The 26,571-nt window shown below is 71.0% G+C and carries 19 protein-coding genes; 6 read left to right on the top strand and 13 right to left on the bottom strand.

From position 1 onward, the window contains the following. Positions 1–32: 32 nt before the first annotated feature. From ACOWU6_RS05015 to glnT, 10 genes are all read right to left on the bottom strand, one after another. Positions 33–1,301: a hypothetical protein gene (locus tag ACOWU6_RS05015; protein WP_421074931.1), complete on the bottom strand. Its 1,269-nt coding sequence runs from the start codon at positions 1,299–1,301 to the stop codon at positions 33–35. 512 nt (positions 1,302–1,813) lie between these two features. After that, positions 1,814–1,939 (bottom strand): hypothetical protein, encoded by a 126-nt coding sequence (locus ACOWU6_RS05010; protein ID WP_421074930.1) that lies wholly within the window; start codon positions 1,937–1,939, stop codon positions 1,814–1,816. Between the two features lie 50 nt (positions 1,940–1,989). Next, on the bottom strand, positions 1,990–2,583 hold the full coding sequence (locus ACOWU6_RS05005; protein ID WP_324013038.1) for an XRE family transcriptional regulator: 594 nt from the start codon (positions 2,581–2,583) through the stop codon (positions 1,990–1,992). 7 nt (positions 2,584–2,590) lie between these two features. Continuing rightward, on the bottom strand, positions 2,591–3,817 hold the full coding sequence (locus ACOWU6_RS05000) for an allantoate amidohydrolase (protein WP_421074929.1): 1,227 nt from the start codon (positions 3,815–3,817) through the stop codon (positions 2,591–2,593). Continuing rightward, positions 3,814–4,950 carry an FAD-dependent oxidoreductase gene (locus tag ACOWU6_RS04995; RefSeq protein ID WP_421074928.1) on the bottom strand — a complete coding sequence of 379 codons (1,137 nt, stop codon included), beginning with the start codon at positions 4,948–4,950 and terminating at the stop codon, positions 3,814–3,816. Before ACOWU6_RS04995 ends, ACOWU6_RS05000 begins: the two co-directional genes overlap by 4 nt. Positions 4,951–4,976: 26 nt before the next feature. After that, complete coding sequence (locus tag ACOWU6_RS04990; protein ID WP_421074927.1) at positions 4,977–5,552, bottom strand: HutD family protein; 576 nt, start codon at positions 5,550–5,552, stop codon at positions 4,977–4,979. Further along, positions 5,549–6,913, bottom strand: a complete 1,365-nt coding sequence (locus ACOWU6_RS04985) for an FMN-binding glutamate synthase family protein (RefSeq protein WP_421074926.1) — start codon at positions 6,911–6,913, stop codon at positions 5,549–5,551. The genes ACOWU6_RS04990 and ACOWU6_RS04985 overlap by 4 nt, the downstream gene beginning before the upstream one ends. 19 nt (positions 6,914–6,932) lie before the next feature. Then, positions 6,933–7,634 (bottom strand): protein glxC, encoded by a 702-nt coding sequence (locus ACOWU6_RS04980; RefSeq protein ID WP_421074925.1) that lies wholly within the window; start codon positions 7,632–7,634, stop codon positions 6,933–6,935. Further along, positions 7,631–8,578 (bottom strand): glutamine amidotransferase, encoded by a 948-nt coding sequence (locus ACOWU6_RS04975; protein ID WP_421074924.1) that lies wholly within the window; start codon positions 8,576–8,578, stop codon positions 7,631–7,633. The genes ACOWU6_RS04980 and ACOWU6_RS04975 overlap by 4 nt, the downstream gene beginning before the upstream one ends. A 40-nt stretch (positions 8,579–8,618) precedes the next feature. Further along, on the bottom strand, positions 8,619–9,971 hold the full coding sequence (glnT, locus tag ACOWU6_RS04970; RefSeq protein WP_421074923.1) for a type III glutamate--ammonia ligase: 1,353 nt from the start codon (positions 9,969–9,971) through the stop codon (positions 8,619–8,621). A 236-nt stretch (positions 9,972–10,207) separates the two neighbouring features. Between glnT and ACOWU6_RS04965 the strand changes: the two genes are divergently transcribed. Continuing rightward, a complete protein-coding gene (locus tag ACOWU6_RS04965; protein WP_421074922.1) occupies positions 10,208–11,452 on the top strand; it encodes an ammonium transporter in 1,245 nt (414 codons plus the stop codon). A 27-nt stretch (positions 11,453–11,479) separates the two neighbouring features. Here ACOWU6_RS04965 and ACOWU6_RS04960 read toward each other — a convergent pair whose 3' ends face one another. After that, the gene (locus ACOWU6_RS04960) at positions 11,480–15,061 is read right to left on the bottom strand and encodes an ATP-binding cassette domain-containing protein (RefSeq protein WP_421074921.1); all 3,582 of its coding nucleotides are present in this window, start codon (positions 15,059–15,061) and stop codon (positions 11,480–11,482) included. A gap of 163 nt (positions 15,062–15,224) precedes the next feature. On the opposite strand from ACOWU6_RS04960, the gene ACOWU6_RS04955 reads away from it, so the two are divergent. From ACOWU6_RS04955 to ACOWU6_RS04945, 3 genes are read left to right on the top strand one after another with little or no spacing between them, the layout of a single operon-like run. Continuing rightward, complete coding sequence (locus ACOWU6_RS04955) at positions 15,225–16,340, top strand: Fic family protein (RefSeq protein WP_421074920.1); 1,116 nt, start codon at positions 15,225–15,227, stop codon at positions 16,338–16,340. Between the two features lie 58 nt (positions 16,341–16,398). Further along, positions 16,399–16,947 carry a hypothetical protein gene (locus ACOWU6_RS04950; protein WP_421074919.1) on the top strand — a complete coding sequence of 183 codons (549 nt, stop codon included), beginning with the start codon at positions 16,399–16,401 and terminating at the stop codon, positions 16,945–16,947. After that, positions 16,944–19,787 carry an ATP-binding cassette domain-containing protein gene (locus tag ACOWU6_RS04945; RefSeq protein ID WP_421074918.1) on the top strand — a complete coding sequence of 948 codons (2,844 nt, stop codon included), beginning with the start codon at positions 16,944–16,946 and terminating at the stop codon, positions 19,785–19,787. The genes ACOWU6_RS04950 and ACOWU6_RS04945 overlap by 4 nt, the downstream gene beginning before the upstream one ends. Here ACOWU6_RS04945 and metH read toward each other — a convergent pair. Continuing rightward, positions 19,702–23,322, bottom strand: coding sequence for a methionine synthase (gene metH / locus ACOWU6_RS04940; protein ID WP_421074917.1), 3,621 nt, complete (start codon positions 23,320–23,322; stop codon positions 19,702–19,704). The genes ACOWU6_RS04945 and metH overlap by 86 nt on opposite strands. 150 nt (positions 23,323–23,472) lie before the next feature. On the opposite strand from metH, the gene ACOWU6_RS04935 reads away from it, so the two are divergent. Together ACOWU6_RS04935 and ACOWU6_RS04930 are read left to right on the top strand one after the other, a co-directional pair. Next, positions 23,473–25,002: an NCS1 family nucleobase:cation symporter-1 gene (locus tag ACOWU6_RS04935; RefSeq protein WP_421074916.1), complete on the top strand. Its 1,530-nt coding sequence runs from the start codon at positions 23,473–23,475 to the stop codon at positions 25,000–25,002. Between the two features lie 25 nt (positions 25,003–25,027). Beyond that, positions 25,028–25,753 (top strand): aspartate/glutamate racemase family protein, encoded by a 726-nt coding sequence (locus ACOWU6_RS04930; RefSeq protein ID WP_324013058.1) that lies wholly within the window; start codon positions 25,028–25,030, stop codon positions 25,751–25,753. A 24-nt stretch (positions 25,754–25,777) separates the two neighbouring features. Here ACOWU6_RS04930 and ACOWU6_RS04925 read toward each other — a convergent pair whose 3' ends face one another. Continuing rightward, entirely contained in the window at positions 25,778–26,557 is a 780-nt protein-coding gene (locus tag ACOWU6_RS04925) for an HpcH/HpaI aldolase family protein (protein ID WP_421074915.1), read from the bottom strand. Positions 26,558–26,571 lie beyond the last annotated feature (14 nt).

Raw genomic sequence — 26,571 nt, 5'->3', positions numbered from 1 at the left:
AACGACCGTCCGTTATCGACAGAATATAGTCATCAGTTCGCAGTGGCGGACACCGTGACCTCGATCAAGCCCGCCCCACTGTTCCGCTTCCGGAGCACCTCGTGGTCGATCCGCGAGAATCCATTGGCTACCAAAATCTCCCCGAGAATGTCGTGAGTCTCGACCATGACCCCCTTGGACTCCGAATTGCCAACGACATATCCGACGCTCGCCCCACTCCGCAGTTTCGGCCGGACTGCTGAGATATGAAGGTCCATCGAGTTGAAGTACTTGGTGACGTAGTTGCCCATGAGCGGCGACACCTCATGGAGGCGTGCGATGACGGATCCCGCTGCACTTTCCACGGCAGGGCGCGGCTCAATGACCCCCTTCATCAATGCGGAAGTCGCCGCGCCCCAGGTACCGCCGATCGTCCGCAGATCAAGCGTCGCCGCTTCTTTTGGAGTCGAGAAGAACTCGAGCAGGTAAAGGTGCGGACGAGTGTTCCAGACGTAACTGTAGCGATTGGGATACGGGGGCGATGTGAACACGGCATCGATAGATCCGTCTTCGACGAAGTCCAGAATGGTGCTGTCTGCGTTGTGAATAGTCCCGATAGCTCGGGGGAACCGATCGGAGATCTCGAGGTCGGCGGCGATCTTCTCAGCCATGTGCGCGAAGGGGCCGAACACTGCGATCTCTTCGGAGGAGCGATCGACGAACGCGACCTGCAGGCGCCCCAGCGTGATGTTCGCTGTGGAGTATACAATCTGGGCGAGCGCCAACTTCAGATGGTTCGCGACGTCACCATCCTGCCTATTGATCGCGTGACGGATTGCCACCAATTCGCGAAGCACCTGATCCCGCCACCAGCGGCTGACGTTGTGAATTGGGGGCAGGGCTTCTCCGAGACTCTCCGCGAACTCGGCCGGGTCGCGCGGGCCACCGTCGACTGACTCTGCTGCGGCAGCTACAACGTTGGCCGCGGCCTCTCTGAAGCGCTGTGCGGTCGGAGTCCAGTCGAGACAGGTCTGCCCCACGAAGGCCAGGAAAGGATTGATCTCCACACCGATGGAGTCGATCCCAGCCTCCTTCGCGACGATGTTCGTCGTTCCGGCGCCTGCGAACGGCTCAAGGATCGTCTGCCCCGGACCCATGTCGTGCTTGCCGAGCCATCCGCGGACAAGATCCGGAGAGAAACTCGGCGTCAGACGGAACCATCGATGGAACGGAGCGTCCAGGCCGCCCTCGAAGGTGACAGCCGCGCGCCGTACCCGCTTGGGGGTACGAGGTTCAACGAGTTCAAGCCCAGGCAGCGTCACGTCACGACCCTACCCAAGGACTCTAGATATTGTAGGGAGCCGCCCCACGCCGCTACCGATTCAGCCAGCCGCAGGGCAGCGTTCCCGTACTCGAAGAGCCCAACGGGGCGACGCGTCGGATCAAGTCGCGGTGCAGTACGGACGCAAGGGTCGCATTCCTTTCCTCTGCGGCGTGCTGGTAGATCAGCGACGCGCGGGCCGTGCGGTGACCTCCGCGCGCCATCAGTACGCGGACCGTGGCTCCGGCCTCAGGGGCCATCGTGAGCCCCGCGTGCCGCACGTCGTGGACGTGGAACTGACCGAGCCCGATGCTGAGGGCCGCTTTCCGCCACGCCTGCCCGAGCGCGTTCCAGGTGATGCTGGCTCCGTCTGCACGAGGGACTAACTTCGGGAATCCGGTCGAGGCGGCCAGGTGCTCCTCCAGTTCCGCGGCAACGCTGGATGGGAGCGCGACGGGCGCGCGTTGCCCGTATTCGTGGGCGTGGTGATGGACTCGCCGAGGACCGGACCGTCTACCTCTCCACGTTGAGGAGCCGCTCGGCGGGGTCGTAGTCGCCGCGCTGGAGCGCGACGAGTTCCCCGACTCTGAGGTGAGCACCGAACAGGACGCGGATCGGAAGCGCCCACTGTTCGCGCATCGCGTCCACGATGGCCCGTCCCGCAGAGAGCTGAGCGCTCGATTCGAGCGCTAGAGACGCCACCGATCTCGGATGGCGAGAAACCGGATCGGCAGCTCGCGCAGCTCGACCGGGCCGTGGGGCGCCCCGCCGTCGAGCAGGAGCGAGTCACCCGGTTCCATCTCGTACTCGTAGCCGCCGTGTCCGTAGACCATGCTGCCCTCGAGCATGTAGAGGAACTCGGTGCCGGGGTGCTGGAACAGAGGGAAGACGTTCGACGCGTCGGTGAGGGTGACGAGGGTCGGCTCGATCGCGCCGGGGACATCCTTCAGCACGCCGAGCATCCGGTACTCATGCCCGTGCTGAGTGCCGCTGCGGACGCTGACGCTCCCGTGCCCCGCTTTCGTGAACGAGGCCTCGCGGTCGCTGTCGCTTCCCCGGAACAGCGCGGTGACCGGGACTCCCAGCCCTTCCGCGAGCCGCTGGAGGGTGGTCAGGGAGCAGGATGTCGTTGCCGACTCGATGCGCGAGATCATCGCCTTCGACAGCCCGGTGCGGGCGGCGAGCTCGGCGGCGGTGTACCCGAGCTCGGCCCGGTATCGGCGCACCTGCTGGGCGATGATCGGCTCGAGGACGCCGCCAGGGTCGCCTTCGTCGATCGTCATCGACCCATCATATGGAGCCATCAGCCGCGCTTCCCGCCACCGCCTCCAGCGCGTCCGCGAGCGCGACAGCACCGTGATCCGCGTCCGAGTCCTCGACCAGCTCCTCGGGCGAGTGCGAGATGCCCGTGGGGTTGCGGACGAACAGCATGGCGGTGGGGATGCGCGAGGCGAGCACGCCCGCATCGTGGCCCGCTCCCGTGCCGAGCTCAGGCGCATCCGGCAGGGCGGAGCGGAGGCGGTCCCGCAGACCGTGGTCGAAGTCGACGGTCGGGCTGAGCGACTCCTCCTGCAGTGCCGCGGCACACCCCTCCTCCGTTGCGACCCGGGTGACGGCGTCGCGAATCGATGTCACGAGCGCCGCGGTGACGAGGTCGTCCGGATGGCGGGCGTCGACCCAGAAGGAGACGCGCGAGGCGATCACGTTCGTGCCGCCCGGGACCGGCTCGATCCGTCCGACGGTGGCGCGGGCGTCGGGGATCCCCCGGGCGAGATCGCGGATCTCCACGACCGTGCGCGCCGCCGCCACCATCGGGTCCCTGCGATCGCTCATCCGCGTCGTGCCCGCGTGGTTGCCCTGGCCGTCGATCGTGATGCGCCACCGGCCGTGTCCCAGGATGGAGGAGCCGATCGCCACCGGCTGACCGAGGTCGACCAGCCCGCGGCCCTGCTCGACATGCAGCTCGACGAAGCACCCCACACCGGCAAGCGTCTCGTCGTCGCGGCCGACATGCCGCGGGTCGAGACCGTCGCGCCGCAGCACTTCGGCGAGCGTGTCCCCATCGCGGTCGGTGAGGGCGAGGGCGCGCTCCGCCTGCACCCCGCCCGCCAGGAGACGGGAGCCGAGGCAGGCGAGCCCGAACCGCGAGCCTTCCTCCTCGGGGAACACGGCGATCGCGATCGGGTGCTGAAGGGCGAGGCCGCGGGCGCGCATCACGTCGATCGCGCCGATGGCGGACGCGACCCCGAGCGGGCCGTCGTAGGCGCCGCCGCCCGGCACGGAGTCGAGGTGGCTGCCGGTGACGACGGCGGGGCCGCTGCTGCCGGGAGGGCGCCACCACGCCCAGACGATGCCGTTGCGGTCGCGGTGCACGTCGAGCCCCCGCGCCTGCGCATGCCCCACGAACCACTCGCGCAGCTCGCGGTCGGCGTCGCCGTATCCGGGACGCGCGTACCCGCCGCGGGCGTCGACGCCGATGTGCGCGACCTCGCCGAGCAGGCGTGCAACGCCCGTCATGCGCGCACACCACGCGCCGACAGCGGGCGGAACCGTTCGGGCACCCGTGCATCGCCCTCGACAAGTCGAGCGGCGTGCTCCCCGATGAGCGGAGCGAACTTCGCCCCGTGGCCCGAGCACGGAGAGAGGATCGTGATCCCGTCCACCCTGTCGATCACGAAGTCCTCGTCGGGGGTGTTCGTGAACAGGCACGTGGACTCGGCGTACGGCTCCGGCTCGAGGCCGGGCAGGTGCTCTCGCACGTACGCGACGACCCGCTCACGCCGGGCCTCGTCGATCACGCGATCGTGCCACGCGGCGGACGGGATCGCCGGGCCGCCGTTGTACTCGGCGACCTTCTGCCCGCGGAAGCCGGCATCGCGTCCGCCCGGAAGCGCGTACACCCGGATGGGCGCGGTCTTGTGGATGATCGTGGGCCACTCGCCCACCCCATCGCGGTACGGGAAGTGGAACACCTGCTCCTGACGAACCTGGAGCGTCGGAAGGCCGCGGAGGACGCCGGGGCCGAGGCCGAGGCGCGGCAGCAGGTCGGGCAGCCAGCCGCCGGCGGCGACGACCACCTGCGCGGCCTCGACGATCTCGCCCGTCTGCGAGACGACCCGGTACCCGGACCCCCGGGGCGTCACGGCTGCGACCGACCAGCCGCGGTGCACGACAGCACCGGCCGCTGTGGCGAGACGCAGCATGGTCTGGACCGCGCACTCGGCGTCGACGACTCCGGCGTCCCCATGCCAGAGCACCGGCCCATCGAAGGAGATGCCGCCCCAGCGCTCGGATGCCGCTGCCGCGGACAGCAGCTCGTGCGCGACGCCCGCCGCCTCGAGGACGCGGGCCAGACCCTCCGGGTCGCGCTCGGCGCCGTGGTCGAGGGCGCCGACGGGAGCGATCAGCCGCCGCCCTCCGTCGCGCTCGAGCTCGTCCCATCCGGCGCGGGACTCGACGACGAGCCTTGTGTAGAGCGGGTCGGGGTAGGCGTACCGGAAGATCCGGGCCGAGCCGTGCGAGCTGCCCCAGGGGTTAGCCGGCTCGCTGCGCTCGAGCACGGTCACATCGTGACCGCGGCGTGCGAGCTGCCAGGCGGTGGCGGCGCCGGCGAGGCCTGCGCCGATGACGGCGATGGAGGTGACGGACATGATGCTCCGGTTCGGATCGATGTCGGCTAGAGGGAGAGGGCGTCGCGCTGCGACTCGATGGTCAGGACGCCGAGCACGCCGCGTCCCGTCACGGTCCGCGGGCGCTCGGAGGGCAGGAACGCGGTGCCGTGGGGGAGAAGGACGCCGTTGTGGCGCACGTCGCCGGTCAGCACGACGACGACGCTGGTCTCGTCCGCCCGCACAGGGCGGCTCCCGTCGAACGCCGCGAGCGCCCATCGCGTCGTGGTCAGCGCGCGGGACGTGATGAGGTTGACGACCGTGGCGCCGAGCGCGGTCGGCGCCGGCACGACCCGCGCCTCGCCCGCGAACTCCACACCCTGACCCGGGTCGAGCCGGTGCGCCCGTCCGTCGATCGTGAGGCCGAGGGGCTGGTCTCCCGCCACGAGCAGCAGCCGGTCGAGCCCCGGGAAGTGCGAGAAGCGGTGCGCGCCGCGGATGTCGGCGACGCTCAGCCGCCAGCCCAGACGCCGCGCGAGCACCCGGGTGATGCCGACGCCGTTGGACCAGGGTTCGGCGACGACGGAGCCGGGCGCGACGACATCGCTCTCGAAGCGCGCCGTCGCGCCCGGCTCCGCCCTCATGCGCGGCCCGGGACCCAGGAGGTTCCGGCCAGCGGCACGCCGGCCATCGCCGCGGACTCGACCGTGAGGGCGACGAGGTCCTCCGGCTCGAGGTTGCGCACGTGCGACTTGCCGCAGGCACGGGCGATCGTCTGCGCTTCCAGCGTCAGCACGCTGAGGTAGTTCGCCAGTCGGCGACCGGCGGCGACCGGGTCGAGCCGGGAGGCGAGATCCGGATCCTGCGTGGAGATGCCGGCAGGATCGCGGCCGTCTTGGAAGTCGTCGTAGAACCCTGCCGCGGAGCCGAGCTGCGCGTACTCGTCCGCGTAGCGCGGATCGTTGTCTCCCAGCGCGATGAGCGCGGCAGTGCCGATCGCGACCGCGTCCGCGCCCAGCGCGAGAGCCTTCGCCACGTCGGCCCCGGTGCGGATGCCGCCGGAGACGACGAGTTGGACGCCCGTGCGATGCACACCGAGGTCCTGCAGGGCCGCGACCGCCGGCCCGATGGCCGCCAGAGTCGGGATGCCGACGTGCTCGATGAACACCTGCTGCGTCGCCGCCGTGCCGCCCTGCATGCCGTCCACCACGACGACATCCGCCCCCGCCTTCACCGCGAGCGCCGTGTCGTAGTACGGGCGCGATGCGCCCACCTTGACGTAGATCGGCACGCGCCAGTCGGTGATCTCGCGCAGCTCGGCGATCTTGATCGTGAGGTCGTCCGGGCCCGTCCAGTCGGGGTGGCGGCTGGCGGAGCGCTGGTCGATGCCGACGGGGAGGGTGCGCATGCCGGCGACGCGCTCGGTGATCTTCTGCCCCAGCAGCATCCCGCCGCCTCCGGGCTTGGCGCCCTGACCGAGGACGACCTCGATCGCGTCGGCCTTGCGCAGGTCATCGGGGTTCATCCCGTACCGGGATGGCAGGTACTGGTACACGAGCTTCGACGACTGGCCGCGCTCCTCGGGGGTCATCCCGCCGTCACCCGTGGTGGTGGTGGTGCCCATGGCGCTCGCACCGCGACCGAGAGCCTCCTTCGCGTTGCCGGACAGGGCGCCGAAGCTCATGCCCGCGATGGTGATCGGGATGTCGATCTGGATGGGGTTCTGCGCGTAGCGCGAACCCAGCACGACGTCGGTTCCGCACTTCTCGCGATAGCCCTCGAGCGGGTATCGGGACATGCTGGCGCCGAGGAACAGCAGATCGTCGAAGTGCGGCAGGGCGCGCTTGGCCCCCCAGCCGCGGATGTCGTAGATGCCCGTGGCCGCGGCGCGCTGGATGTCATGGATCGTCGCGCGGTCGAACGTGGCCGACTCGCGCAGTCCGAGAGCGGACAGGTCGCGGGCGCGCGTCGGGCCGGCGAGGTCGGGGGCGAGGTCGAGAGTCATGATGCGGTTCCCTTCCGGCTCAGTACGCGCCGGCGTTGTCGACGTGGAAGTGGTAGAGCGTGCGTGCCGATCCATAGCGGCGGAACTCCGACGGGTCCTCTGGTCGACCGGCGCGCTGCAGCAGCTCGGCGACCTCGGCGATGTGCTCGGCGCGCATCTCCTTCTCGACGCAGTCGGCGCCGAGCGATGCGACGGTGCCGCGCACGTAGATGCGGGCCTCGTAGATCGAATCGCCGAGCGCTTCACCCGCGTCCCCGCACACCACGAGGCGTCCGGCCTGCGCCATGAAGGCCGAGGCGTGTCCGATGCTGCCGCCGACCACGATGTCCACGCCCTTCATGGAGATGCCGCAGCGCGCTCCGGTGTTGCCCTCCACGACGACGAGCCCGCCGTGCCCGGTCGCGCCCGTGGACTGCGACGCGTCGCCGGTGACATGCACCGTGCCCGACATGATGTTCTCGGCCAGGCCGACGCCCGCGCTGCCGTGCACCCTGATCGTCCCGCGCTGATGCATGCCCGCGAAGTAGTAGCCGACGTTGCCCTCGACCGTCACATCGAGCTCGCGGTCGATGCCGACGGCGACGTTGTGCTGCCCCGCGGGGTTCTCGATGAGCCACGACGTGCCCGATTCGGCGTCGTGCAGGCACTGGTTCACCTCGCGGACGGTGCGCACGGCCAGATCCACCACGGTGGCCTCCGCGACGGGTGTGATGATGCTCATCGGATCGCTCCTTCCGCGACGGTGAGGTCGGCGACGGGCGCCGAGATGCTCCAGGTGTAGACCACGCCGGGGTCGGGCTCGAAGATGCGGGCGCCCTCGATGCCGGGCAGGCCGGCGAGGGCCCGGTACTCCGAGGCCATGGCCACCCAGTCGTCGGTCTCCGCGATGATGGCGGGCTTGCAGGCGATCGGATCGCGCACGACAGCCATGCTGTCGGCCGTCGTGACGACGAGGGTGTAGAAGCCGTCGAACTCTCGACCGAGATCCTCCAGCGCGGTTCTCAGGTCGGCGCCCTGCTCCATCCGCCAGGCGATGTAGCGCGCGCCGACCTCGGAGTCGTTCTCGCTGTCGAACTCGACGCCCACGCGACGCAGACGCCCGCGGATGGTCGCGTGATTGCTGAACGAGCCGTTGTGCACGAGACACAGGTCTTCGGAGACCGTGAACGGGTGGGCGCCGCCGGCGGTGACCGCCGACTCGGTCGCCATGCGCGTGTGCGACAGACCCTGCACACCGGAGGTCGCCGTGAGACGGTAGAGCTCGGCGAGTTCCACGGGGTGACCGACGCCCTTCAGGACCGCCACATGCTCGCCGCGGCCGATCACGTGCGCGTCCGGCAGCGCGCGGGCGACGGCGTCTTCGAGCACGGCGGCGTCGGTGCGCGCGTTGATCAGGGTGGATTCGCCGTAGTCGGTCACCGTGACGTCGGCGTCCTCCGGAAGCACGGCGGCGATCGTCGCCGCCAGGACATCGGCGGACGAGCCCGTCTCGAGCACGGTCACGGTCGCCGTGCCATCCGGCGTGAGCCGGTCCGATCCGTACAGCGCGAGCCCGGCCGAGTCGGGCCCGCGGTCGACGATCTCACACAGCATGCCGTGCAGCATCTGCCCGAGGCTTTCGCGCAGCTCGGGGTTACGGATCTGCAGTGCAGCGATCCCGCACATGGTCTTCTCCTGTCGAAGTGTTCTGAGGACGTGGTGGTGTTCAGTACGCCGTGAGGTAGTGATCGATCTCCCAGTCGCTGACCGTGTTGTGCCAGCGCAGGAACTCCTCCTCCTTCGCATCCGCGAAGTAGCGCCCGACGCCGCGACCCGCATCGATGGCGCCCAGCAGCGTCTCGTCACGGCGAAGCTCCTCGACCGCATGCAGCAGCGTGCGCGGCAGCTCCGCGGATCCCTCGCGCGATTGCCCGGGGCCGCACGGGTCGCCCGGATCAGCCGAGCGCTCGATCCCCTCGAGCCCGGCCAGCAGGGTCGTCGCGATCGCGAGATAGGGGTTCGCGGACCCGTCGCCCGCGCGCAGCTCGATCCGGTTGCCGTCCGGCACGCGGATGAAGTGGGTGCGGTCGTTGCCGCCGTACGTCGCGCGCCGAGGCGACCAGGTCGCGCCGGAGGCACTGGTCGTCGCGCCGCGACGCTTGTACGAGTTCACGCTCGGAGCGAGGAACAGCTGCAGCCCCGCCGCGTGGTCGAGCACCCCGGCGATGAACGAGTAGGCGGTGCCCGAGAGCCCCAATCCGCGGGAGTCCGCGGCAGAGGGGAACACCGGCGCATCGCCCTCCCACAGCGACAGGTGCAGGTGCAGGCCGCTGCCGGTGCGCTCCGTGAACGGCTTGGGCATGAATGTCGCCGTCATGCCGCGCTGCTCGGCGAGCACGTTGATGAGGTAGCGCAGCGTGATCACCCGGTCGGCGGTGACGAGCGCGTCGTCGTAGGCGAAGTTCTGCTCGAACTGACCCGAGGCATCCTCGTGATCGTTGGCGTAGTTCGCCCAGCCGAGCCGGTTCATCGCATCGCTCACGGCCGTGAGGTGCTCGTACATGCGGGTGAGGCCGCGCGCGTCGTAGCACGCGCGCTCTCCGTCTCGGCGGTCCGCCGTGACGAGGCGGCCCTCCTCATCCTTGTCGAGCAGGAAGTACTCGACCTCCGCGCCGACCTTGCTGCTCAGTCCGCGCTCGGCCAGCCGGGACAACGCGCGCTTCAGGATGACACGCGGCGCGAACGGCCAGGGCTCGCCGTCCACATGCGGATCGCAGTGGACGATCGCGAGACCCTCGCGGATGAACGGCACCGGCGTGTAGGAGTCCAGGTCCGGGATGGCGATGAGGTCCGGGTCCTGGGGCTTCTGCCCCACCAGGCCGGCGGCGAACCCCGCGAAGCCGAGGGCGCCGCCCTCGAGCTCGTCCGACGCACTGACGGGCACGAGCTTCGCGCAGGGCTTGCCATTGAGATCGACGAACAGGGCAAGGATGAACCGCACACCATCGGCGAGGGCACGCTCCTTGAGGCTGGGCGTCGCCGGCGCGATGTCCGTGGCGAACGGGGTGGTCAGAGTCATGGGAGTCTCCGTGTTCGATGCCGGGAGTTTACTAACAGTGAAGCTGGTTCCCTGACATTAACCGTTCACGGATAACGGGCGCGTGCCGCACGTGTTGCAAGCACGTAAAAGCCCCGAGGAAACGCGAAACAGGCACTTCATGACAGCGAAACCCGCGCGCCGCCTCCTGTCCGTAAACCTTGTTGCATATCAGTCTCCAGAGCTCGCGCGGCCTCGCCGCGCACGAGAGGACCCTCATGGACAGCGGACAGTTCACCTGGGCGATCGTCGCGACCGCCCTCGTCGTCTTCATGACGCCCGGCATCGCGCTCTTCTACGGCGGGATGGTCAAGGCGAAGTCGGTGATCAGCATGATGATGCTCAGCTTCGGCGCCATGGGCGTCGTCGGCATGCTCTGGGTGCTCTATGGATTCGGGATGTCCGCGATCCCGGATGCCGAGGACGGATCATTCCCCGGGTTCACGTTCGCCGGCAATCCGTTCACGGAGCACTTCGCCCTCGCCGGCTACGACAGCTTCACCCTGATCACCGCCGCGTACGGCGCCACGTTCGCGATCGCGACGACCGCGCTCGTGTCCGGGGCGATCGCCGACCGCGCGAAGTTCGGCTCCTGGCTGGTGTTCGCCGCGCTGTGGTCCACGCTCGTCTACTTCCCCGTTGCCGGCTGGGTGTGGGGCGCGGGCGGCTGGGTGTTCGACCTCGGGGAGATCCTCGGACTCGGCGCCTCCACGATCGATTACGCGGGCGGCACCGCCGTGCACATCAACTCCGCCGCCGCGGCCCTCGCGCTCGCCCTCGTGCTCGGCAAGCGCATCCACTTCGCCAAGGGCGTGTCCAAGCCGCACAACGTGCCCCTGACTCTGATCGGCGTCGGCATCCTGTTCTTCGGCTGGTTCGGATTCAACGCCGGTGCCGAGGGCACCTTCGGCCTGCTCGGCCCCGACAACGCCGATGCGGGCGAGATCATCCTCAACACGATGGTCGCCGGCTGCGCGGGCATCGTCGGCTGGGTGCTCGTCGAGCAGCTGAAGGAGGGCAAGGCCACCGCGGTCGGGGCCGGCTCCGGAGCCATCGCCGGCCTCGTCGCCATCACCCCCGCCTGCGCCGCCCTCGACCCCGGCTGGGCGCTGCTGCTCGGTCTGATGGCCGGGGCGCTGTGCGCCCTCGCGATCGAACTCAAGTACAAGCTCGGCTTCGACGACTCCCTCGACGTCGTCGGCATCCACGGTGTCGGCGGCTTCCTCGGCTGCTGGTACCTGGGCTTCTTCGCGCAGGGCACGGGCCTGTTCACGGGCGGCGACCTCTCCCAGCTCATCGTGCAGATCATCGCCTCGGTGGGCGTGGCAGCCTACTCCTTCGCCGTCACCTGGCTCCTCGGGTTCGCGATCGAGAAGACCATCGGCTTCCGCGTCAGGAATGAGGACGAGATCGCCGGCATCGACACCATCCACCACGAGGAGGCCTACGCACTCGCGGACTGACGCGCGCCGGACGGCGAGCGTCGCGCCTCACCCCGCCAGGTGCGCCCACCGCGGCGCCAGCTCGCGCCAGGGGCCGACGGCCGCGACCTCGCCGTCGGACAGCACGACCACGCGATCCGCTCGGGCCAGCGCGGCACGCTTGGAGGTCGCGCCGATGACGGTCGCACCACGATCGCGCAGCGCCTGCCAGAGCTCGATCTCCGTGCGCGCATCGAGCGCCGACGACACGTCGTCCGCGAGCAGGAGCTCGGCGTCGGCCGCGAGCGCCCGCGCGAGCGCGAGCCGCTGCACCTGCCCGCCCGACAGGCGCACCCCGCGGTGCCCGACGAGCGCGTGGGCGCCGCCCGCCTCGCGGACGTCCTCGCTGAGCCGGGCGCTGTCGATCGGGCCGTCGACGTCGCGCTCGTGATCGAGGCGCACGTTGTCGGCGAAGGTGCCGCTGAGAACGCGGGGCACCTGGGCGACATGCGCGACCTGGCCGGGGCGGAGGAACTCCTGCGCGTCGGCGATCTCGACGCCGTTCCACCGGATCTCGCCCGTGTGCTCCATGAGCCCCGCGAGCGCCGCGAGCAGGCTCGACTTGCCCGATCCGACCTGCCCGAGGAGCAGGATCAGCTCGCCCCGGCGCACCTCGAGATCGACATCCGTCACGCCGAGCGTGCCGTCGTCGTGCACCGCGCTCACGCCGCGCAGCTCCAGCGACTGGAGCGGCTCGCGACCCGTCGAGGGCGGCTCGGGCGCGGTTCCCGCGACGAGGTCGACACCGGGCACCGGATCGACGAGGTCGACGCCGCCCGCGAAGCGCGCGGTCGCCTGCTGCCAGCTGCGCGTGCCCGGCGCCTCGGTGACGACCGCTCCCGCGACGACGCCGAACCATCCGAAGCCCGTGACCGCGTTCGCGACCAGGAGGGTGGTCGCGAGATCCCAGACGCCGGAGAGGAACGCCGCCCATGCGGCCACCGCTCCGATGTGCAGGGCGACGATCGGGACGCCGTCGAGGACGGCCTGCACGCGGTGCTCGAATATCGCCGCGCGCACGCGGCCGCTGTCGACCTCCTGGAGATGACGGTGCACCTCTGGCGTGCGGGCGGCGAGCTTGACCGTGCGCGCGGCATCGAGAGCCGAGACGAGGGAGCGCCCGAATCGCGCGCGGGCAGCCGAGGAGCGGGTCGCCGAGCGACCGGCGATCGGCCGGCCGACCGCGGCCGCGAGCGCGGAGACCACCATGACCGCGAGCAGCACGCCGCCCGCGAGCCAGGAGCGCGAGACGAGCGCCGTGACCGCGGCGATGACCAGGCCGTTCACGAAGTCGACCCAGCGGTCGGCGTACATGACGTAGCGGTCGGCGTCCATCGCGCGCGCGACGATCTCGCCCGCGGGAGTCGTCGGCAGCCGGTGCTGGCGGGTCTGGCCGTACATGACGCGCATGCGGACGCGCAGCAGGTTCTCGACCCACCAGCTCGGGTAGAGGTAGATCGCCCGACCCAGCGCGAGCGGGCTGATGAGCATCAGCACCACGAGCCCGATGAGAAGGGCCGACGGCAGCTCGCCCGCCTGAAGCGCCTCCACGATCCGCCCCCAGAGGAAGCCGGTCAGCGCGCCCTGCGCCGCGGCGAGCGCCGACACGAGGAAGAGCGCCGCGCCCGCGATGCCCCACTGGGGCCGGACGAACAGCACATGCAGGATGCCGCGCGCGAGCGACGGCCCATCGCCGGGCTCCGAGAGCGCGGGCGGAGTGCCGGTGCGGCGCCGCGTGCCCACGCTGGCCCCGGCGTCGGGAGCCGCCGCCGGGGCATCCGCCTCCGCGCCATCCGGCTGCGCGTCGGGCGCGGCGTCGTCGATCTGACCGTCGGACGCTGCCGCCTCGCGCAGGCGGCGGAAGGGGCCGTCCGCTGCCGCGAGAGCTTCGCGCGGCCCCTGCTGGACGATGCGCCCATGGTCGAGAACGGCGACGAGGTCGGCGCGCTCGATCGTCGTGAGGCGGTGCGCGACGAGCACGCCCGTCCGCCCCCGCAGCAGCCGCTCTGACGCCGCGACGACGCGCGCCTCGGTGAGCGGGTCCATCCGCGCCGTCGCCTCGTCGAGGACGACCACCTGGACGTGGCGGACGAGCAGGCGCGCGAAGGCGACGAGCTGCTCCTCGCCGGCGGAGAGCGCGGTTCCCCCCGGCCCGAGAGCGGTGTCGAGCCCGTCGGGCAGCCCGGCGACCCAGTCGGCGATGCCGAGCTCCGCGACGGCGGCCTCGATCTCACCCCGGTCGACCGGCGCGAACAGCGCGATGTTCTCCGCGAGCGTGCCCGACAGGATCTCGGTGCGCTGCGTCACGACGCCGACCGCGGCGCGCAGCCTCTGCAGATCCAGGTCGCGCACATCGACGCCGCCCAGCAGCACCGTGCCGCGCGGCGGCTCCTGCGCGCGCGAGATCAGCGCGGCGAGCGTCGACTTGCCCGAACCGGTCCGCCCCACGAGCGCCACGGTCTGCCCGGCCGGCACGTCGAGCGACACCCCGGCGAGGGCGAAGGCGCCCTCCTCATAGGCGAAGTCGAGGTCGCGCACCTCCAGCCCGACCTGGCCGGGCGGCACGTCGAGTCCACCCACCGGCTCGGGCTCCACCTCGAGCATCTGCCGGATGCGGATGAGCGCGCCGATGCCCTCCTGGATGTCCGGCAAGTGGTGGACGAGGTTCGACACCGACCCGACGAGCAGGGCCGTCGCGAGGAAGAGCGTGACGAGCTGCTCCACGGGGAGGCTGCCGCCGAAGGCGAGCACGGCTCCGGTCACCGCGACGCCGCCCAGCAGGGCGTGCAGCAGCACCTCCGCCCGGTTGATGAGCCGCATCTCGAGGCCCGTCAGCGTGCGGAGCCGCGCGTGCACGACGGCCGAGATCTGCGCGAGGCGCCGCACCGCGAACGCCTGGCCGAGGCTCGTGCGGAGGTCGTTCCGCGCAGCGACCGCCTCCTCGAACGCGGCGGCGTGGTCGGTCCACGCCTCCTCCTCCGCGACCTTGCGCAGGGCGATCTCGCGCAGCAGCGGGCGCGCGACGAGCGCCACGATCACGCCGAGGACGGGGAAGAGGATCCACGCGGGCCACCACGTCGTGCTCGCCACGATCCACAGCGGCACGACGCCGACGAGGGTCCGACCGGCTCCCCACAGCTGACGCCGCACGAGCGAGCCGACCGCGCGCGTGTCGTCGTCGACGCGGTCGAGCACCTCGCCCACCGCCTGCTCCGACAGCACTGCCAGGGGCTGGCTCATCGCGGCCGTGAGCAGATCGCCGCGCAGGCGCCCCTCAGCGCGGTCGACGACCCCGGCCCACAGCACCTGTCCGACGCTGTCGACGACCGCGCCGCCGACGACGCACAGGGCGAAGAGGAGCAGCGCGTCCACCGTGGGGTCGCCCGAGAGGCGCCCCGCGATCACGGTTCCCGCGGCCTGGCCGGTCGTGCCCGCGACGAGCAGGACGATCGCGGCGAACGCAGCGGGCCCGCCCAGCCGACGCCAGCCCAGTCGGCGCCAGGCAGGGCGCTCGGATGCGCTCCGCGCCGCGTCAGCGGGACGACGGGGGCCGGAGGGCGCGGGAGAATCGGGAGAGGCTGCGTCGGACATCACCGCCAACGCTACGGGCAACGACCGACAGGCGGGCGCTGCCGGGGGCAAGGACAAGGGGTCCTGCCAACCTCATGGCAACTCGGTTGACACGTCCGCGCAACGTGTAAAAGTTCGGCGGCATTTTTTACACGTTATGGTCACGTCGTCGTAGGCTTTCCACATGACATGGTCGCCTTCGGAGCCGTACAACGCGCTTCCGCTGCTCCCGCCGAATGTGGAGATCGAGACGAAGGCGGTCCTCCGCGACACGATCCGCGCCCGCGCCGCACTCGCAAGTCTGAACGAAGCCGCGAAGCGGATGCCCAATCCGCTCGTGCTCGTGAACTCGATCTCGCTCCTCGAGGCGCAGGCGAGCTCGGAGATCGAGAATATCGTCACCACGACCGACGACCTCTTCCGATATGCGCACGACCCCGCGGCAGCCGCCAGCCCGGACACCAAGGAGACTCTGAGCTACCGCGCTGCCCTGTTCGCCGGTCTGGAGATCATCGCCCGGCGCCCCCTGTCCGCCTCAACCGCCATCGAGGTCTGCACAACCATCCACAGGCGGGAGATGGATGTCCGGACTCTTCCTGGCACCTACATCGGGAACCCCGCAACGCACGAGGCGATCTACACTCCCCCCGTCGGAGAAGGCGTCATCCGCGACAAGCTCTCGAACTGGTCTGAGTACCTCCACCGAGATGATGAGATCGACCCGCTCGTGCGGATGGCGATCTCGCACTACCAGTTCGAGGCCATCCATCCGTTCGAGGACGGCAACGGCCGCACAGGCCGCATCCTCAATGTCCTCTACCTGGTGCAGGCGGGGCTCCTCGACGCTCCGATTCTCTATCTGTCCCGCTACATCATCCGGAACAAGAACGACTACTACCGTCTTCTGCTCGCGGTCACCCAGGACGGCGCGTGGGAGGACTGGGTGCGGTTCATGCTGCGCGGACTCGAGCAGACCGCACAGGAGACACTGGGCAAGATCGACGAGATCCAGTCGCTGCAGGAGGCGGTGCGCCAGGAGATCCGCGATCTGACCACTGCCGGCAGCAACTCCGACCTGCTCGACGTGCTCTTCGAGAATCCGTACGCGCGCATCGCGAACGTGATCGAGCGGTGCGGTGTCTCGCGCCCCACCGCGGCCTCGTGGTTGAACGGACTCGTCGCGGGCGGCGTCCTCCGAGATCTGCGGCTCGGCCGGGATCGTCTCTTCATCAACGCGCGCTTCCTGGACATCCTCGCGCGCAGCACGCCGCCCCCGCGATCTGCGGAGGTGCTCTTCTGACCGGTCTCCTGTTACGCACGGTTCCGACCACCGCCGCCGCGCGCCCTACGCTGAGTCGGTGACCAAGACACTGCGCGCCCTCTCGGGCCTCGCCGGCGCGATCGCCGTGCTCGCCCTGGCCTCCTGTGCAAGCCCCGCGTCCGAGCAGCCGGCCGAGTCGGCACCGGCCGAGACCCCTGCGGCCGAGACAGTCGTCGACGGCGCGTGCGCCGACGACGAGGGCATCACGCTCATCGTCGACAGCACCGCGCTCGAGGGCGGCGAGCGCAGCGAGCGCTGCGTCCTCGCGGACGAGCCGCAGGTCGCGGCCGACGTCCTGTCCGAGGCGGGCGTCGAGACCGAGGGCACGGAGGAGTACGGCGACGAGGTGCTCTGCCGCGTGGACGGCCTGCCGTCGGCGACCGAGCCGGTCGGCTCGACCGAGGACCCGGCGTACGTCGAGGAGTGCGCGTCGATGCCCGCCGCGTTCGCCTACTGGTCGATCTGGATCCAGCCCGCCGACGGCGAGTGGGGGTACGCGATGGAGGGCTTGTCGACCCAGGAGGTCGCACCGGGCGAGAGCCTCGAGCTCCTCTTCACGCTGGACGGCGCACCCGCGGCACCGTGACCACGCGATCCGCGGCGGTGAGGACCGCGGCCGTCGTGGCCGCGGGCTTCATCGTCGTCCGGATCGTCTACCGCATCCTCTTCCACGGCGCCGACGGCGACGGCGCCGTGCTCTGGGCGCTGCCCGAGCTGCGCCTCCCGCCGCCCTTCGCGCATGTGCGCCTGCTCGGCGAGGTCACGGCGGATGGCCTGGCGGACGCCGCGCTGAGCGCGGTTCCGATCGCGCTCGTCATCCTCGGGATCGGCGTGCTCACGGCGCTCGTCGACGTGCCGCGCCTCCTCGCGCACGGCGCGCGCGGGCGCTTCCTCGGCGGAATCTGCCGCGCGCTCGCCATCGCGTGGGCCACCGTCCCCTCTCTCGCCGACGCCGTGCGCGCCGCGCGATTCGCCCAGCGACTGCGGGACGAGCGGAACGCCGCGCGCCTCCTCGCCCCTGTGCTCGAGCGCGCCATCGAGCGCGCGACCGCGCTGAGCGCAGCACTCGAGCTCCGCGGCTACGCGGGCCGGCCATCCCCCGCGGCACGCGCCGAGACGGCCGTCCTGCTCGATGGCGTCCGCGCGGGATTCGGCCCCGTCGAGGTCGTGCGCGTCGATGCGCTCGCGCTGCCGCGAGCATCCGTCGTCTGCCTCTCGGGGCCGACCGGCGCCGGCAAGTCGACGCTCCTGCGGCTCATCGCAGGGCTCCACACGCACGTCGACGGCGGATGGATGGCGGGACGCGCGGAGGTCGTCGGCCGCGACCGCAGCGCGGTGCCGCCGCGCGACCTCGCGCGAGACATCGGCGTCGTGCTGCAGCAGCCCCGGCAGGCGTTCGCGGCGGCTCGCGTGGCCGACGAGATCGGCTTCACCCTCGAGCTGCGCGGCGTCTCCGCAGCGGACCGTCGCAAGAAGGTCGCCGACGTCGCGGAGCGGATGGGCATCGCGCACCTCCTCGAGCGCCCCGTCCGCGGGCTCTCGGCGGGCGAGGCGACCCTCGTCGCCCTCGCATCGGCCATCGTCGACGACCCGGCGCTCCTCCTCGTCGACGAGCCGCTCGCCGACCTCGACGCCGACTTCCGCGGCCGGATCGTCGCGCTCCTCGACGCGCTCGCCCATCGCGACGGCATGTGCGTCGTCGTCGCCGAGCACCGGATGGCCGAGCTCGCGTCGATGGCCGACCTCTCGCTGCGGATCGAGGATGGGACGGCGGGGCCTGCCGACCTCCCTTCCGGCCCCGAGCGAAGCAGAGCGCCGCGCCGCACGCCGCCGCCCGCAGGCGTGGTGGCCCTCGCGGCCCACGACGTCACCGTGCGACGCGGGACGCGCATCGCCGTCGACGAGGCGAGCCTCGAGCTGCACGCGGGCGAGGTGCTCGTGCTGACCGGTCCCAACGGGGCGGGCAAGTCGAGCCTCCTCGAGGCGCTCGCGACCGGAGCGCCCGGGGTCGCGGTCGCGGGCGGCGCGCGCCGCGGCGTCGCGCTCGTCCCCGATGCGTCCGACGACCTCCTCCTGCGCGACACGGTCGCCGCGGAATGCCGGGCGGCCGACCGGCGCTTCCGCCCCGCCCAGCCCACCGCCGAACGGCTCGCGGCGTTCCTCGGCCTCGAGCCCGGGGCGCCGACATTCACGCGCATCCTCCGCACGCACCCGCGAGATCTGTCCGCGGGGCAGCGGCGCTGCCTGGCCATCGCCCTCCAGACCGCGCGCAGCCCGAGGGCGCTGCTCATCGACGAGCCGACGCGTGGGCTCGATCCCGCGGCCCGCGCACTCGTCGCACGCGCCGTGCTCGCCGAGGCCGACGCCGGCGTCGGCGTGCTGCTCGCGACGCACGACGCGGCGTTCGCGGAGCTCGTCGCGGACCGCCGGCTGGCGATCGCGGACGGGCGCGTGGGGGCGCCGGCGACGGAGGGGGCCGGCGTTTCGACTCACGGCGTTTCGACTCGCTCCGCTCGCTCAACGACCGGGGGCAGGTCGCTGCGCTCCCCGAACGAACCGACTCGCTCCGCTCGCTCAACGACCGGAAGCAGGTCGCTCGCGGAGGGAGCCGGCAACCTCGCGCTGCTCGCACTCGCCAACCTCGTCGCAGCGGGGGCCTTCCTGTGGCCCCTCTTCGCGAGCGCCCTCCCGACCGAAGCCCAGGCCGCCGTGCCGTACGTGGCGGTCGCCGTCGCGCCGCTCGCGGTCATCGCCGTGCTCGCCCTCCTCGACGGCTCGGTGCGCTCCGCCCACACGCTCGCGCACCTGGCCGTCCTCGGCGCCGTGGGCGCGGCCATCCGCATCGTCGGGACGGGCGTCGGCGGCGTCGAGGCGCTGTTCGTGCTGCTCATCCTCGCGGGCCGCGTGCTCGGGGCGCGCTTCGGCCTGCTGCTGGGCGCCGTGTCGATCGGGATGTCGGCGCTGCTCTGGGGAGGCGTCGGCCCGTGGCTGCCGTTCCAGATGTTCGCGTGCGGATGGGTCGCGGCGGGCGCGGGGCTCCTCCCCCGCCGCGTGCGCGGACGGGCCGAGATCGCGATGCTGTGCGTCTACGGCGTCGCGGCGTCGTACGCCTTCGGGCTCATCATGAACATGTGGTTCTGGCCGTTCGCGGTCGGGGCCGGCACGGGAGCGTCCTACGCGCCCGGGGCGCCGCTCGCCGAGAACCTCGCGAGTTTCCTCGTGTACTCGCTCGTGACCTCCACGCTGAGCTGGGACACGCTGCGGGCGATCACGACCGTCGTCGGGCTCGCCCTCGTCGGCACCGCGTGCCTGCGCGCGCTGCGGCGCGCGAAGCCGGCCGTCACACCGAGAAGTACTTCGCTTCCGGGTGGTGGAAGACGAACGCGTCCGTCGACTGCTCGGGATGCAGCTGCAGCTCCTCGCTGAGCTCGACGCCCATCCGCTCGGGCCGCAGCAGCTCGACGACCTTGCGGCGGTCCTCCATGTCGGGGCACGCGGGATAGCCGAGGGAGAAGCGCGCCCCGCGGTACTCGAGCTTGAACAGCCCCTCGGTGCTCGTCGGGTCCTCGGCCGAGAACCCCAGCTCGTCGCGGATGCGCGCATGCCAGAACTCGGCGAGCGCCTCGGTGAGCTGCATGACGAGGCCGTTCAGCTCGTAGTAGTCGCGGTACCGGTTCTCGGCGAACATCCGCGCGGTCACCTCGTCGATCCTCGCGCCCGCGGTCACGAGCTGCACGGGCAGCACGTCGACCTCGCCCGATGCGCGTGCGCGCACGAAGTCAGACAGGCACAGGTGCCGATCACGGCGCTGGCGCGGGAAGTGGAAGCGCAGCCGGTCGGAGCCGACCGACCCGCCCGAGCCTCCGTCGGGCGCGAGCAGCCCCGCGCGGCCGATGCGGCCATCCGGATCGTCTCCGTGATGGAGCACGACGAGGTCGTCGCCCTCCGAGATGACGGGGAAGTACCCGTACGCGACCGACGGATCGAGCATGCCCTCCGCGAGGATGCGGTCGAGCCAGTACCGCAGGCGCGGCCGGCCCTCGCGCTCGACGAGCTGCTCGTACGAGAGCCCGTCCTCGCCACGACCGGGCTTCAGCCCCCACTGGCCCATGAACGTCGCGCGCTCGTCGAGGAAGGCCGCGAAGTCGGCCAGGGCGATGCCGCGCACGATGCGCGTGCCCCAGAACGGCGGCGCCGGCACGGGGTTGTCGGCCGCGACGTCGGAGCGCTCGGGCATGCTCTCCGGCTCGGTGAGCGTGAGAGCGGCGCCCTTGCGGTGGATGCGCTTCTTGAGGGGCGGGAGGCCCACCTCGTCGGGTGAGGCGCCGCGCGCGATCGCGACGAGCGGCTCCATGAGGGCGAGGCCCTCGAACGCGTCCTTCGCATAGCGCACCTCGCCCTCGAACAGGCTCGCGAGGTCGTCCTCGACATAGGCGCGCGTGAGCGCCGCGCCTCCGAGGATGACCGGCCAGCGCTTCGCGAGGCCGCGCGCCTGCAGCTCCTCGAGGTTCTCCTTCATGACGACCGTCGACTTCACGAGCAGGCCGCTCATCCCGATCACGTCGGCGTCGTGCTCCTCGGCCGCGGCGATGATGTCGGCGATCGGCTGCTTGATGCCGAGGTTGATCACCTCGTAGCCGTTGTTCGTGAGGATGATGTCGACGAGGTTCTTGCCGATGTCGTGCACGTCTCCGCGCACGGTCGCGAGGACGATGCGGCCCTTGCCCGCATCGTCGCTCTTCTCCATGTGCGGCTCGAGCAGCGCGACGGCGGTCTTCATGACCTCGGCCGACTGCAGCACGAACGGCAGCTGCATCTGGCCCGACCCGAAACGCTCGCCGACGACCTTCATGCCCTCGAGCAGGTGGTCGTTGATGATGCCGAGTGCGGTCATCCCCTCGGCGCGCGCGAGGTCGAGGTCGTCCTCGAGCCCCTTCAGCTCGCCGTCGATGATCCGCCGCTGGAGCCGCTCTCCCGTGGGCAGCGCGGCGAGCTCGGCCGCGCGCTGGTCGCGGAGGGCCGCGCTGTCGACGCCCGCGAAGAGGTCGAGCATGCGGGCGAGCGGGTCGTAGGTCAGGCTGCCGTCGGCGTCGTATGCGCGGCGGTCCCAGACGAGATCGAGCGCGACCTGGCGCTGCTCCTCGGCGATCGACGCGAGCGGCACGATCTTCGCGGCGTCGATGATGCCCGAGTCGAGGCCCGCCTGCGACGCCTCGTGCAGGAACACCGAGTTCAGCACCGAGCGGGCGGCCGGGTTGAGCCCGAACGAGACGTTCGAGACGCCCAGCGTCGTGTGGATGCCGGGGTACTTCGCGACGAGGGCGCGGATGGCCTCGATCGTCTCGATCGCGTCGCGCCGGGTCTCCTCCTGGCCGGTCGCGATCGGGAAGGTGAGGCAGTCGACGATGATGTCGGAGACCTTCATGCCCCACTCGCCGACGAGCTCGTCGACGAGGCGCGAGGCGATGCGGAGCTTGTCCTCCGCGGTGCGCGCCTGCCCCTGCTCGTCGATCGTGAGCGCGATCACGGCCGCGCCGTGCTCCTTGACGAGCGGCATGATGCGCCCGAAGCGCGAGGTCGGGCCGTCGCCGTCCTCGTAGTTGACCGAGTTCACGACGGGGCGACCGCCGATGAGCTCGAGACCGGCCTGGATGACGGCGGGCTCCGTCGAGTCGACGACGAGCGGCAGGGTGGAGGCCGAGGCGAAGCGCGAGACGATCTCGCGGATGTCGGCGACGCCATCGCGCCCGACGTAGTCGACGCACACGTCGAGCAGGTGCGCGCCGACGCGGATCTGCGAGCGCGCGATCTCGACGCAGTCGTCCCACCGGCCCTCGAGCATCGCCTCGCGGAACGCCTTCGACCCGTTGGCGTTCGTGCGCTCGCCGATCGCGAGGTAGGACGCGTCCTGGTCGAAGGGCACGTGCTGATAGAGCGAGGCGACGCCGGGCTCGATCTGCGCCGACCGCTCGGCGGCGGATGCCCCGCGCAGCCGGTCGACGACGGCCTGCATGTGCTCGGGCGTCGTGCCGCAGCACCCGCCGACGAGGCCGAGGCCGAACTCGCGCACGAACTGCTCGTGCGCCGTGGCGAGCTCGGCGGGCGTGAGGGGGTAGTGCGCGCCATCGGCCGTGAGCACGGGAAGGCCGGCGTTCGGCATGCACATGACCGTGACGGGCGAGTGCTTGGAGAGGTGCCGCAGGTGCTCGCTCATCTCCTGCGGCCCCGTCGCGCAGTTCAGGCCGATCGCGTCGACGCCGAGCGGTGCGAGAGCCGTGAGCGCGGCGCCGATCTCCGACCCCATGAGCATGGTGCCGGTCGTCTCGACGGTCACCTCGACGAAGATCGGCAGGCGGATGCCGCGGGCGACGATCGCCTGCTTGCACGCGTTCACGGCGGCCTTCGTCTGGAGCAGGTCCTGCGACGTCTCGATGAGGAGGGCGTCGGCGCCGCCGTCGATCAGGCCCTCGGCCTGCTGCGCGAAGGTCTCCTTGAGGTGCGCATAGGTCGTGTGCCCGAGCGAGGGCAGCTTCGTGCCCGGCCCCATCGACCCGAGGACCCAGCGCATCCGGCCATCCGCCGCCTCCGCCGCATCGACCCGCTCGCGCGCGATGCGGGCGCCCGCCTCGGCGAGCTCGTGGATGCGGTCGTCGATGTCGTAGTCGGAGAGGTTCGACCAGTTGGCGCCGAAGGTGTTCGTCTCGATCGCGTCGATACCGGTCGCGAGGTAGTCGTCGTGGATGCGGCCGACCATGTCGGGGCGCGAGACATTGAGGATCTCGTTGCAGCCCTCGAGCCCCTGGTAGTCGTCGAGCGTCGGCTCGTATCGCTGCAGCATCGTGCCCATCGCGCCGTCGGCGATGACGACGCGCGTCGCGAGCGCGTCGCGCAGCGCCTGCGCGCGGGGCGCGTACGGGATCCCGTCGATGTCGAGGGGGTGGCGGAGCGAGGGGGTCGGCACGGGGTCGATCTTAGGGCGCGGGCGCAGGCCAGACCGTTGACAGCTCGACCGACGACGTGGTGAAATTCCTTTACCCGAAATAGGCGTTCCATATTATGGAACTTCCATCATCCCTCTCCCCTGACGACGATGTCGAGGAAAGAAGCGTCCATGTCGACCGAAGAGTACGTCCACATCCCGAGCCGCGCCTCCGAGGGGCTCGCGAACCCGCCATCCGCGACCTTCGCCGTCCAGGCCGGCATCAGCCCGCGCCTCTACAACAGCGACCTCGCGCCCACGACCCGCGAGGGCCGCCACTGGAGCGCCTACAGCATCTTCACCCTCTGGGCGAACGACGTGCACAGCCTCGGCAACTACGCGTTCGCGATCGGCCTGTTCGCCCTCGGGCTGAGCGGCGGCGCGATCCTCGGGGCACTCGCGTTCGGGGCGCTCTTCCTCTTCCTGCTCCTGACGCTGTCGGGGTTCATGGGCGAGAAGACGGGCGTGCCCTTCCCCGTCATGAGCCGCATCGCCTTCGGCGTGCACGGCGCGCAGATCCCCGGCCTGCTCCGCGGCATCGTCGCGATCGCATGGTTCGGCATCCAGACGTACCTCGCGTCGCAGGTGCTGCAGGTCGTCATCATCGCGGTCGCGCCCGGAGCGGTCGCACTGCAGGCCGGCTCCTTCCTCGGCCTGTCGGCCCTCGGATGGATCACATTCCTCGCCCTGTGGGCGATCCAGGTCGTCATCGTCAGCTACGGCATGGAGATGATCCGCAAGTACGAGGCGTGGGCCGGGCCGATCATCCTCGGCACCTTCGTCGTCCTCGCCGTCTGGGTGCTCATCCAGAGCGGGTTCCAGATCGACTGGGCGCCGCTCGGCACGGCCGAGGGCGGCGAGCTCTGGCTCACGATGCTCGGCGCGGCGTCGCTGTGGGTGTCGATCTACGGCACCTTCGTGCTCAACTTCTGCGACTTCACGCGCGGTGCGAAGTCGCGCGCGGCCGTCGTCAAGGGCAACTTCTGGGGCATCCCGATCAACATGCTGTTCTTCGGCGCGATCGTCGTCGTGCTCTCGGGCGGCACGTTCCGCCTGAACGGCACGCTCATCACCTCGCCCGCCGACGTCGTCGCGGCCATCCCGAACACCTTCCTGCTCGTGCTCGCCTCGCTCGCGCTCATCGCCCTCACGATCGCGGTGAACCTCATGGCGAACTTCGTCGCCCCGACCTACGCGTTCACGAACCTCCTGCCGCGTCACCTGGACTTCCGCAAGGCGGCCATCCTGTCGGCCGTGATCGGCCTCGTGATCCTGCCGTGGAACCTCTACAACTCGCCCGTCGTGATCAACGTCTTCCTGGGCGGCCTCGGCGCCCTCCTCGGCCCGCTCTTCGGCATCATCATGGTCGACTACTGGATCATCCGCCGACAGCGGATCAACGTGCCCGAGCTGTACTCGACCTCGCCGGTCGGCGAGTACGCGTACACCCGCGGCTTCAACCCGCGAGCCGTCATCGCCCTCGCGATCTCGGGCGCGATCTCGCTCCTGTTCACGTTCCTGCCCGCGTTCGCCGCGGTCCGCGACTTCTCGTGGTTCTTCGCCGCCGGACTCGCCGCGGTCGTGTACGCCGTGATCGCCGACCGCCGCGGGCCCTTCCACGATGTCGCCGGCACCGACATCGCCGTCACGCCGACCCACTGATCGCCCCGGAAGAAGGAGCACCGACATGCGCATTCTCGTCGCGAACGTGAACACGACGGAGTCGATGACCGAGGGCATCGCGGAGGCGGCGCGCTCGGCCGCCTCTCCGGGCACCGAGATCATCGGCCTCACCCCCGACTTCGGCGCGGAGTCGTGCGAGGGGAACGTGGAGAGCTACCTCGCCGCGATCGCCGTGATGGACAAGGTGACGCGGTACGAGGGCCCGTACGACGCCGTGATCCAGGCGGGATACGGCGAGCACGGGCGAGAGGGTCTGCAGGAGCTCCTCGACGTGCCCGTCGTCGACATCACGGAGGCCGCGGCGTCGACCGCGATGTACGTCGGCCGTTCGTACTCGGTCATCACAACGCTCGACCGGGCGGTCCCGCTCATCGAGGACCGGCTCGTCCTCGCCGGGCTGCACGATCGGTGCGCCTCGGTGCGGTCGTCGGGCCTCGGGGTGCTGGAGCTCGAGTCCGACCCAGCCCGCGCGGTCGAGGCGATCGCGGCGGAGGCGCAGCGCGCCGTCGAGCAGGACCGCGCGGAGGTCATCGTGCTCGGCTGCGGCGGGATGGCCGAGCTGAAGGACCGCGTCGTGCAGCTGTGCGGAGTGCCCGTCGTGGACGGCGTGCAGGCGGCGGTCGCGGTCGCGGAGGGCCTCGTGCGCCTGGGCCTTCGCACCTCCAAGGTGCGGACCTATGCGCCGCCGCGCCCCAAGCGCGTCACCGGGTTCGCCGCACTCGCGCGCTGACGACGGGGGCCTGGCGCGAGAGCGTCACTCCTCCGTCGCGATCTCCAGATGCCGCCGCGCCGCCGCCTCGAGATGGACCAGATCGCTCGCGATCGTGACGCCCGTGAACCCCTCCGCGAGACGGCGTCGCGCGGTCTCGCCGTCCGGAGTGTGGATCAGGACGGGGAGGCCGTGGGCATCCGCGGCAGCCCGGATGCGCCCCAGCGCCTCCGCGAACCGGTCGGCGATGAGCGGGTCGCCCGGCATCCGGGCTCCCAGCGCGAGGGCGAGATCGGATGGCCCCACGTACAGTCCCGAGAGGCCGGGAACCGCGGCGATCCGCTCGACGTTCTCCAGCCCCTCGGCGGTCTCGATCATCGCGAGGACCACGACGGCAGCGTCGGCTTCCACGGGCGTGGGCCCGATGCGCAGCTGGGAGCGCATCGGGCCGTACGACCGCACACCGCTGGGCGGATACGTCGCCGCCGCCACAGCCTGCACGGCGTCATCCGGCACATTCACCAGCGGCACGATGACGCCGTGCGCCCCCGCGTCGAGCGCCTGCCCGATGACGGCCGGGTCCTTGCTCTGCACGCGCACGATGCCCACCGTCCCGGTGGCGCCGGCTGCCGCACCGGCGTCGATCGCCATGAGGCCCGCGAGGATGCCGGAGTAGCCGAGCAGCCCGTGCTGCCCGTCGATCGCGACATAGTCGTAGCCGAGTCTCCCGAGACGCTCGAGCACCACCGGAGCGTCGAGGACCGACCAGTACCCCACGATCTGCTCCCGGTCCTTCATCCGCCGGGCGAACTGCTCACTGCTCATCTTGTCTCTCACGT

Origin of the sequence: Microbacterium sp. SA156, from assembly GCF_049065455.1 — a bacterium.
In the GTDB taxonomy this organism is placed as follows: domain Bacteria; phylum Actinomycetota; class Actinomycetes; order Actinomycetales; family Microbacteriaceae; genus Microbacterium; species Microbacterium barkeri.
The sequence above is the reverse complement of the archived record's forward strand: the minus strand, read 5'-3'. Positions and strand labels throughout refer to the sequence as shown.

What these genes read in the sequence shown, in the direction of transcription:
- ACOWU6_RS05010 (WP_421074930.1), bottom strand. Translation starts at nt 1,939, where the DNA reads ATGCGCGAACAGTGGGCGCTTCCGATCCGCGTCCTGTTCGGTGCTCAC.
- ACOWU6_RS05005 (WP_324013038.1), bottom strand. Translation starts at nt 2,583, where the DNA reads ATGACGATCGACGAAGGCGACCCTGGCGGCGTCCTCGAGCCGATCATC.
- ACOWU6_RS05000 (WP_421074929.1), bottom strand. Translation starts at nt 3,817, where the DNA reads ATGACGGGCGTTGCACGCCTGCTCGGCGAGGTCGCGCACATCGGCGTC.
- ACOWU6_RS04995 (WP_421074928.1), bottom strand. Translation starts at nt 4,950, where the DNA reads ATGTCCGTCACCTCCATCGCCGTCATCGGCGCAGGCCTCGCCGGCGCC.
- ACOWU6_RS04990 (WP_421074927.1), bottom strand. Translation starts at nt 5,552, where the DNA reads ATGAGGGCGGAGCCGGGCGCGACGGCGCGCTTCGAGAGCGATGTCGTC.
- ACOWU6_RS04985 (WP_421074926.1), bottom strand. Translation starts at nt 6,913, where the DNA reads ATGACTCTCGACCTCGCCCCCGACCTCGCCGGCCCGACGCGCGCCCGC.
- ACOWU6_RS04980 (WP_421074925.1), bottom strand. Translation starts at nt 7,634, where the DNA reads ATGAGCATCATCACACCCGTCGCGGAGGCCACCGTGGTGGATCTGGCC.
- ACOWU6_RS04975 (WP_421074924.1), bottom strand. Translation starts at nt 8,578, where the DNA reads ATGTGCGGGATCGCTGCACTGCAGATCCGTAACCCCGAGCTGCGCGAA.
- glnT (WP_421074923.1), bottom strand. Translation starts at nt 9,971, where the DNA reads ATGACTCTGACCACCCCGTTCGCCACGGACATCGCGCCGGCGACGCCC.
- ACOWU6_RS04965 (WP_421074922.1), top strand. Translation starts at nt 10,208, where the DNA reads ATGGACAGCGGACAGTTCACCTGGGCGATCGTCGCGACCGCCCTCGTC.
- ACOWU6_RS04960 (WP_421074921.1), bottom strand. Translation starts at nt 15,061, where the DNA reads ATGTCCGACGCAGCCTCTCCCGATTCTCCCGCGCCCTCCGGCCCCCGT.
- ACOWU6_RS04955 (WP_421074920.1), top strand. Translation starts at nt 15,225, where the DNA reads ATGACATGGTCGCCTTCGGAGCCGTACAACGCGCTTCCGCTGCTCCCG.
- ACOWU6_RS04935 (WP_421074916.1), top strand. Translation starts at nt 23,473, where the DNA reads ATGTCGACCGAAGAGTACGTCCACATCCCGAGCCGCGCCTCCGAGGGG.
- ACOWU6_RS04930 (WP_324013058.1), top strand. Translation starts at nt 25,028, where the DNA reads ATGCGCATTCTCGTCGCGAACGTGAACACGACGGAGTCGATGACCGAG.
- ACOWU6_RS04925 (WP_421074915.1), bottom strand. Translation starts at nt 26,557, where the DNA reads ATGAGCAGTGAGCAGTTCGCCCGGCGGATGAAGGACCGGGAGCAGATC.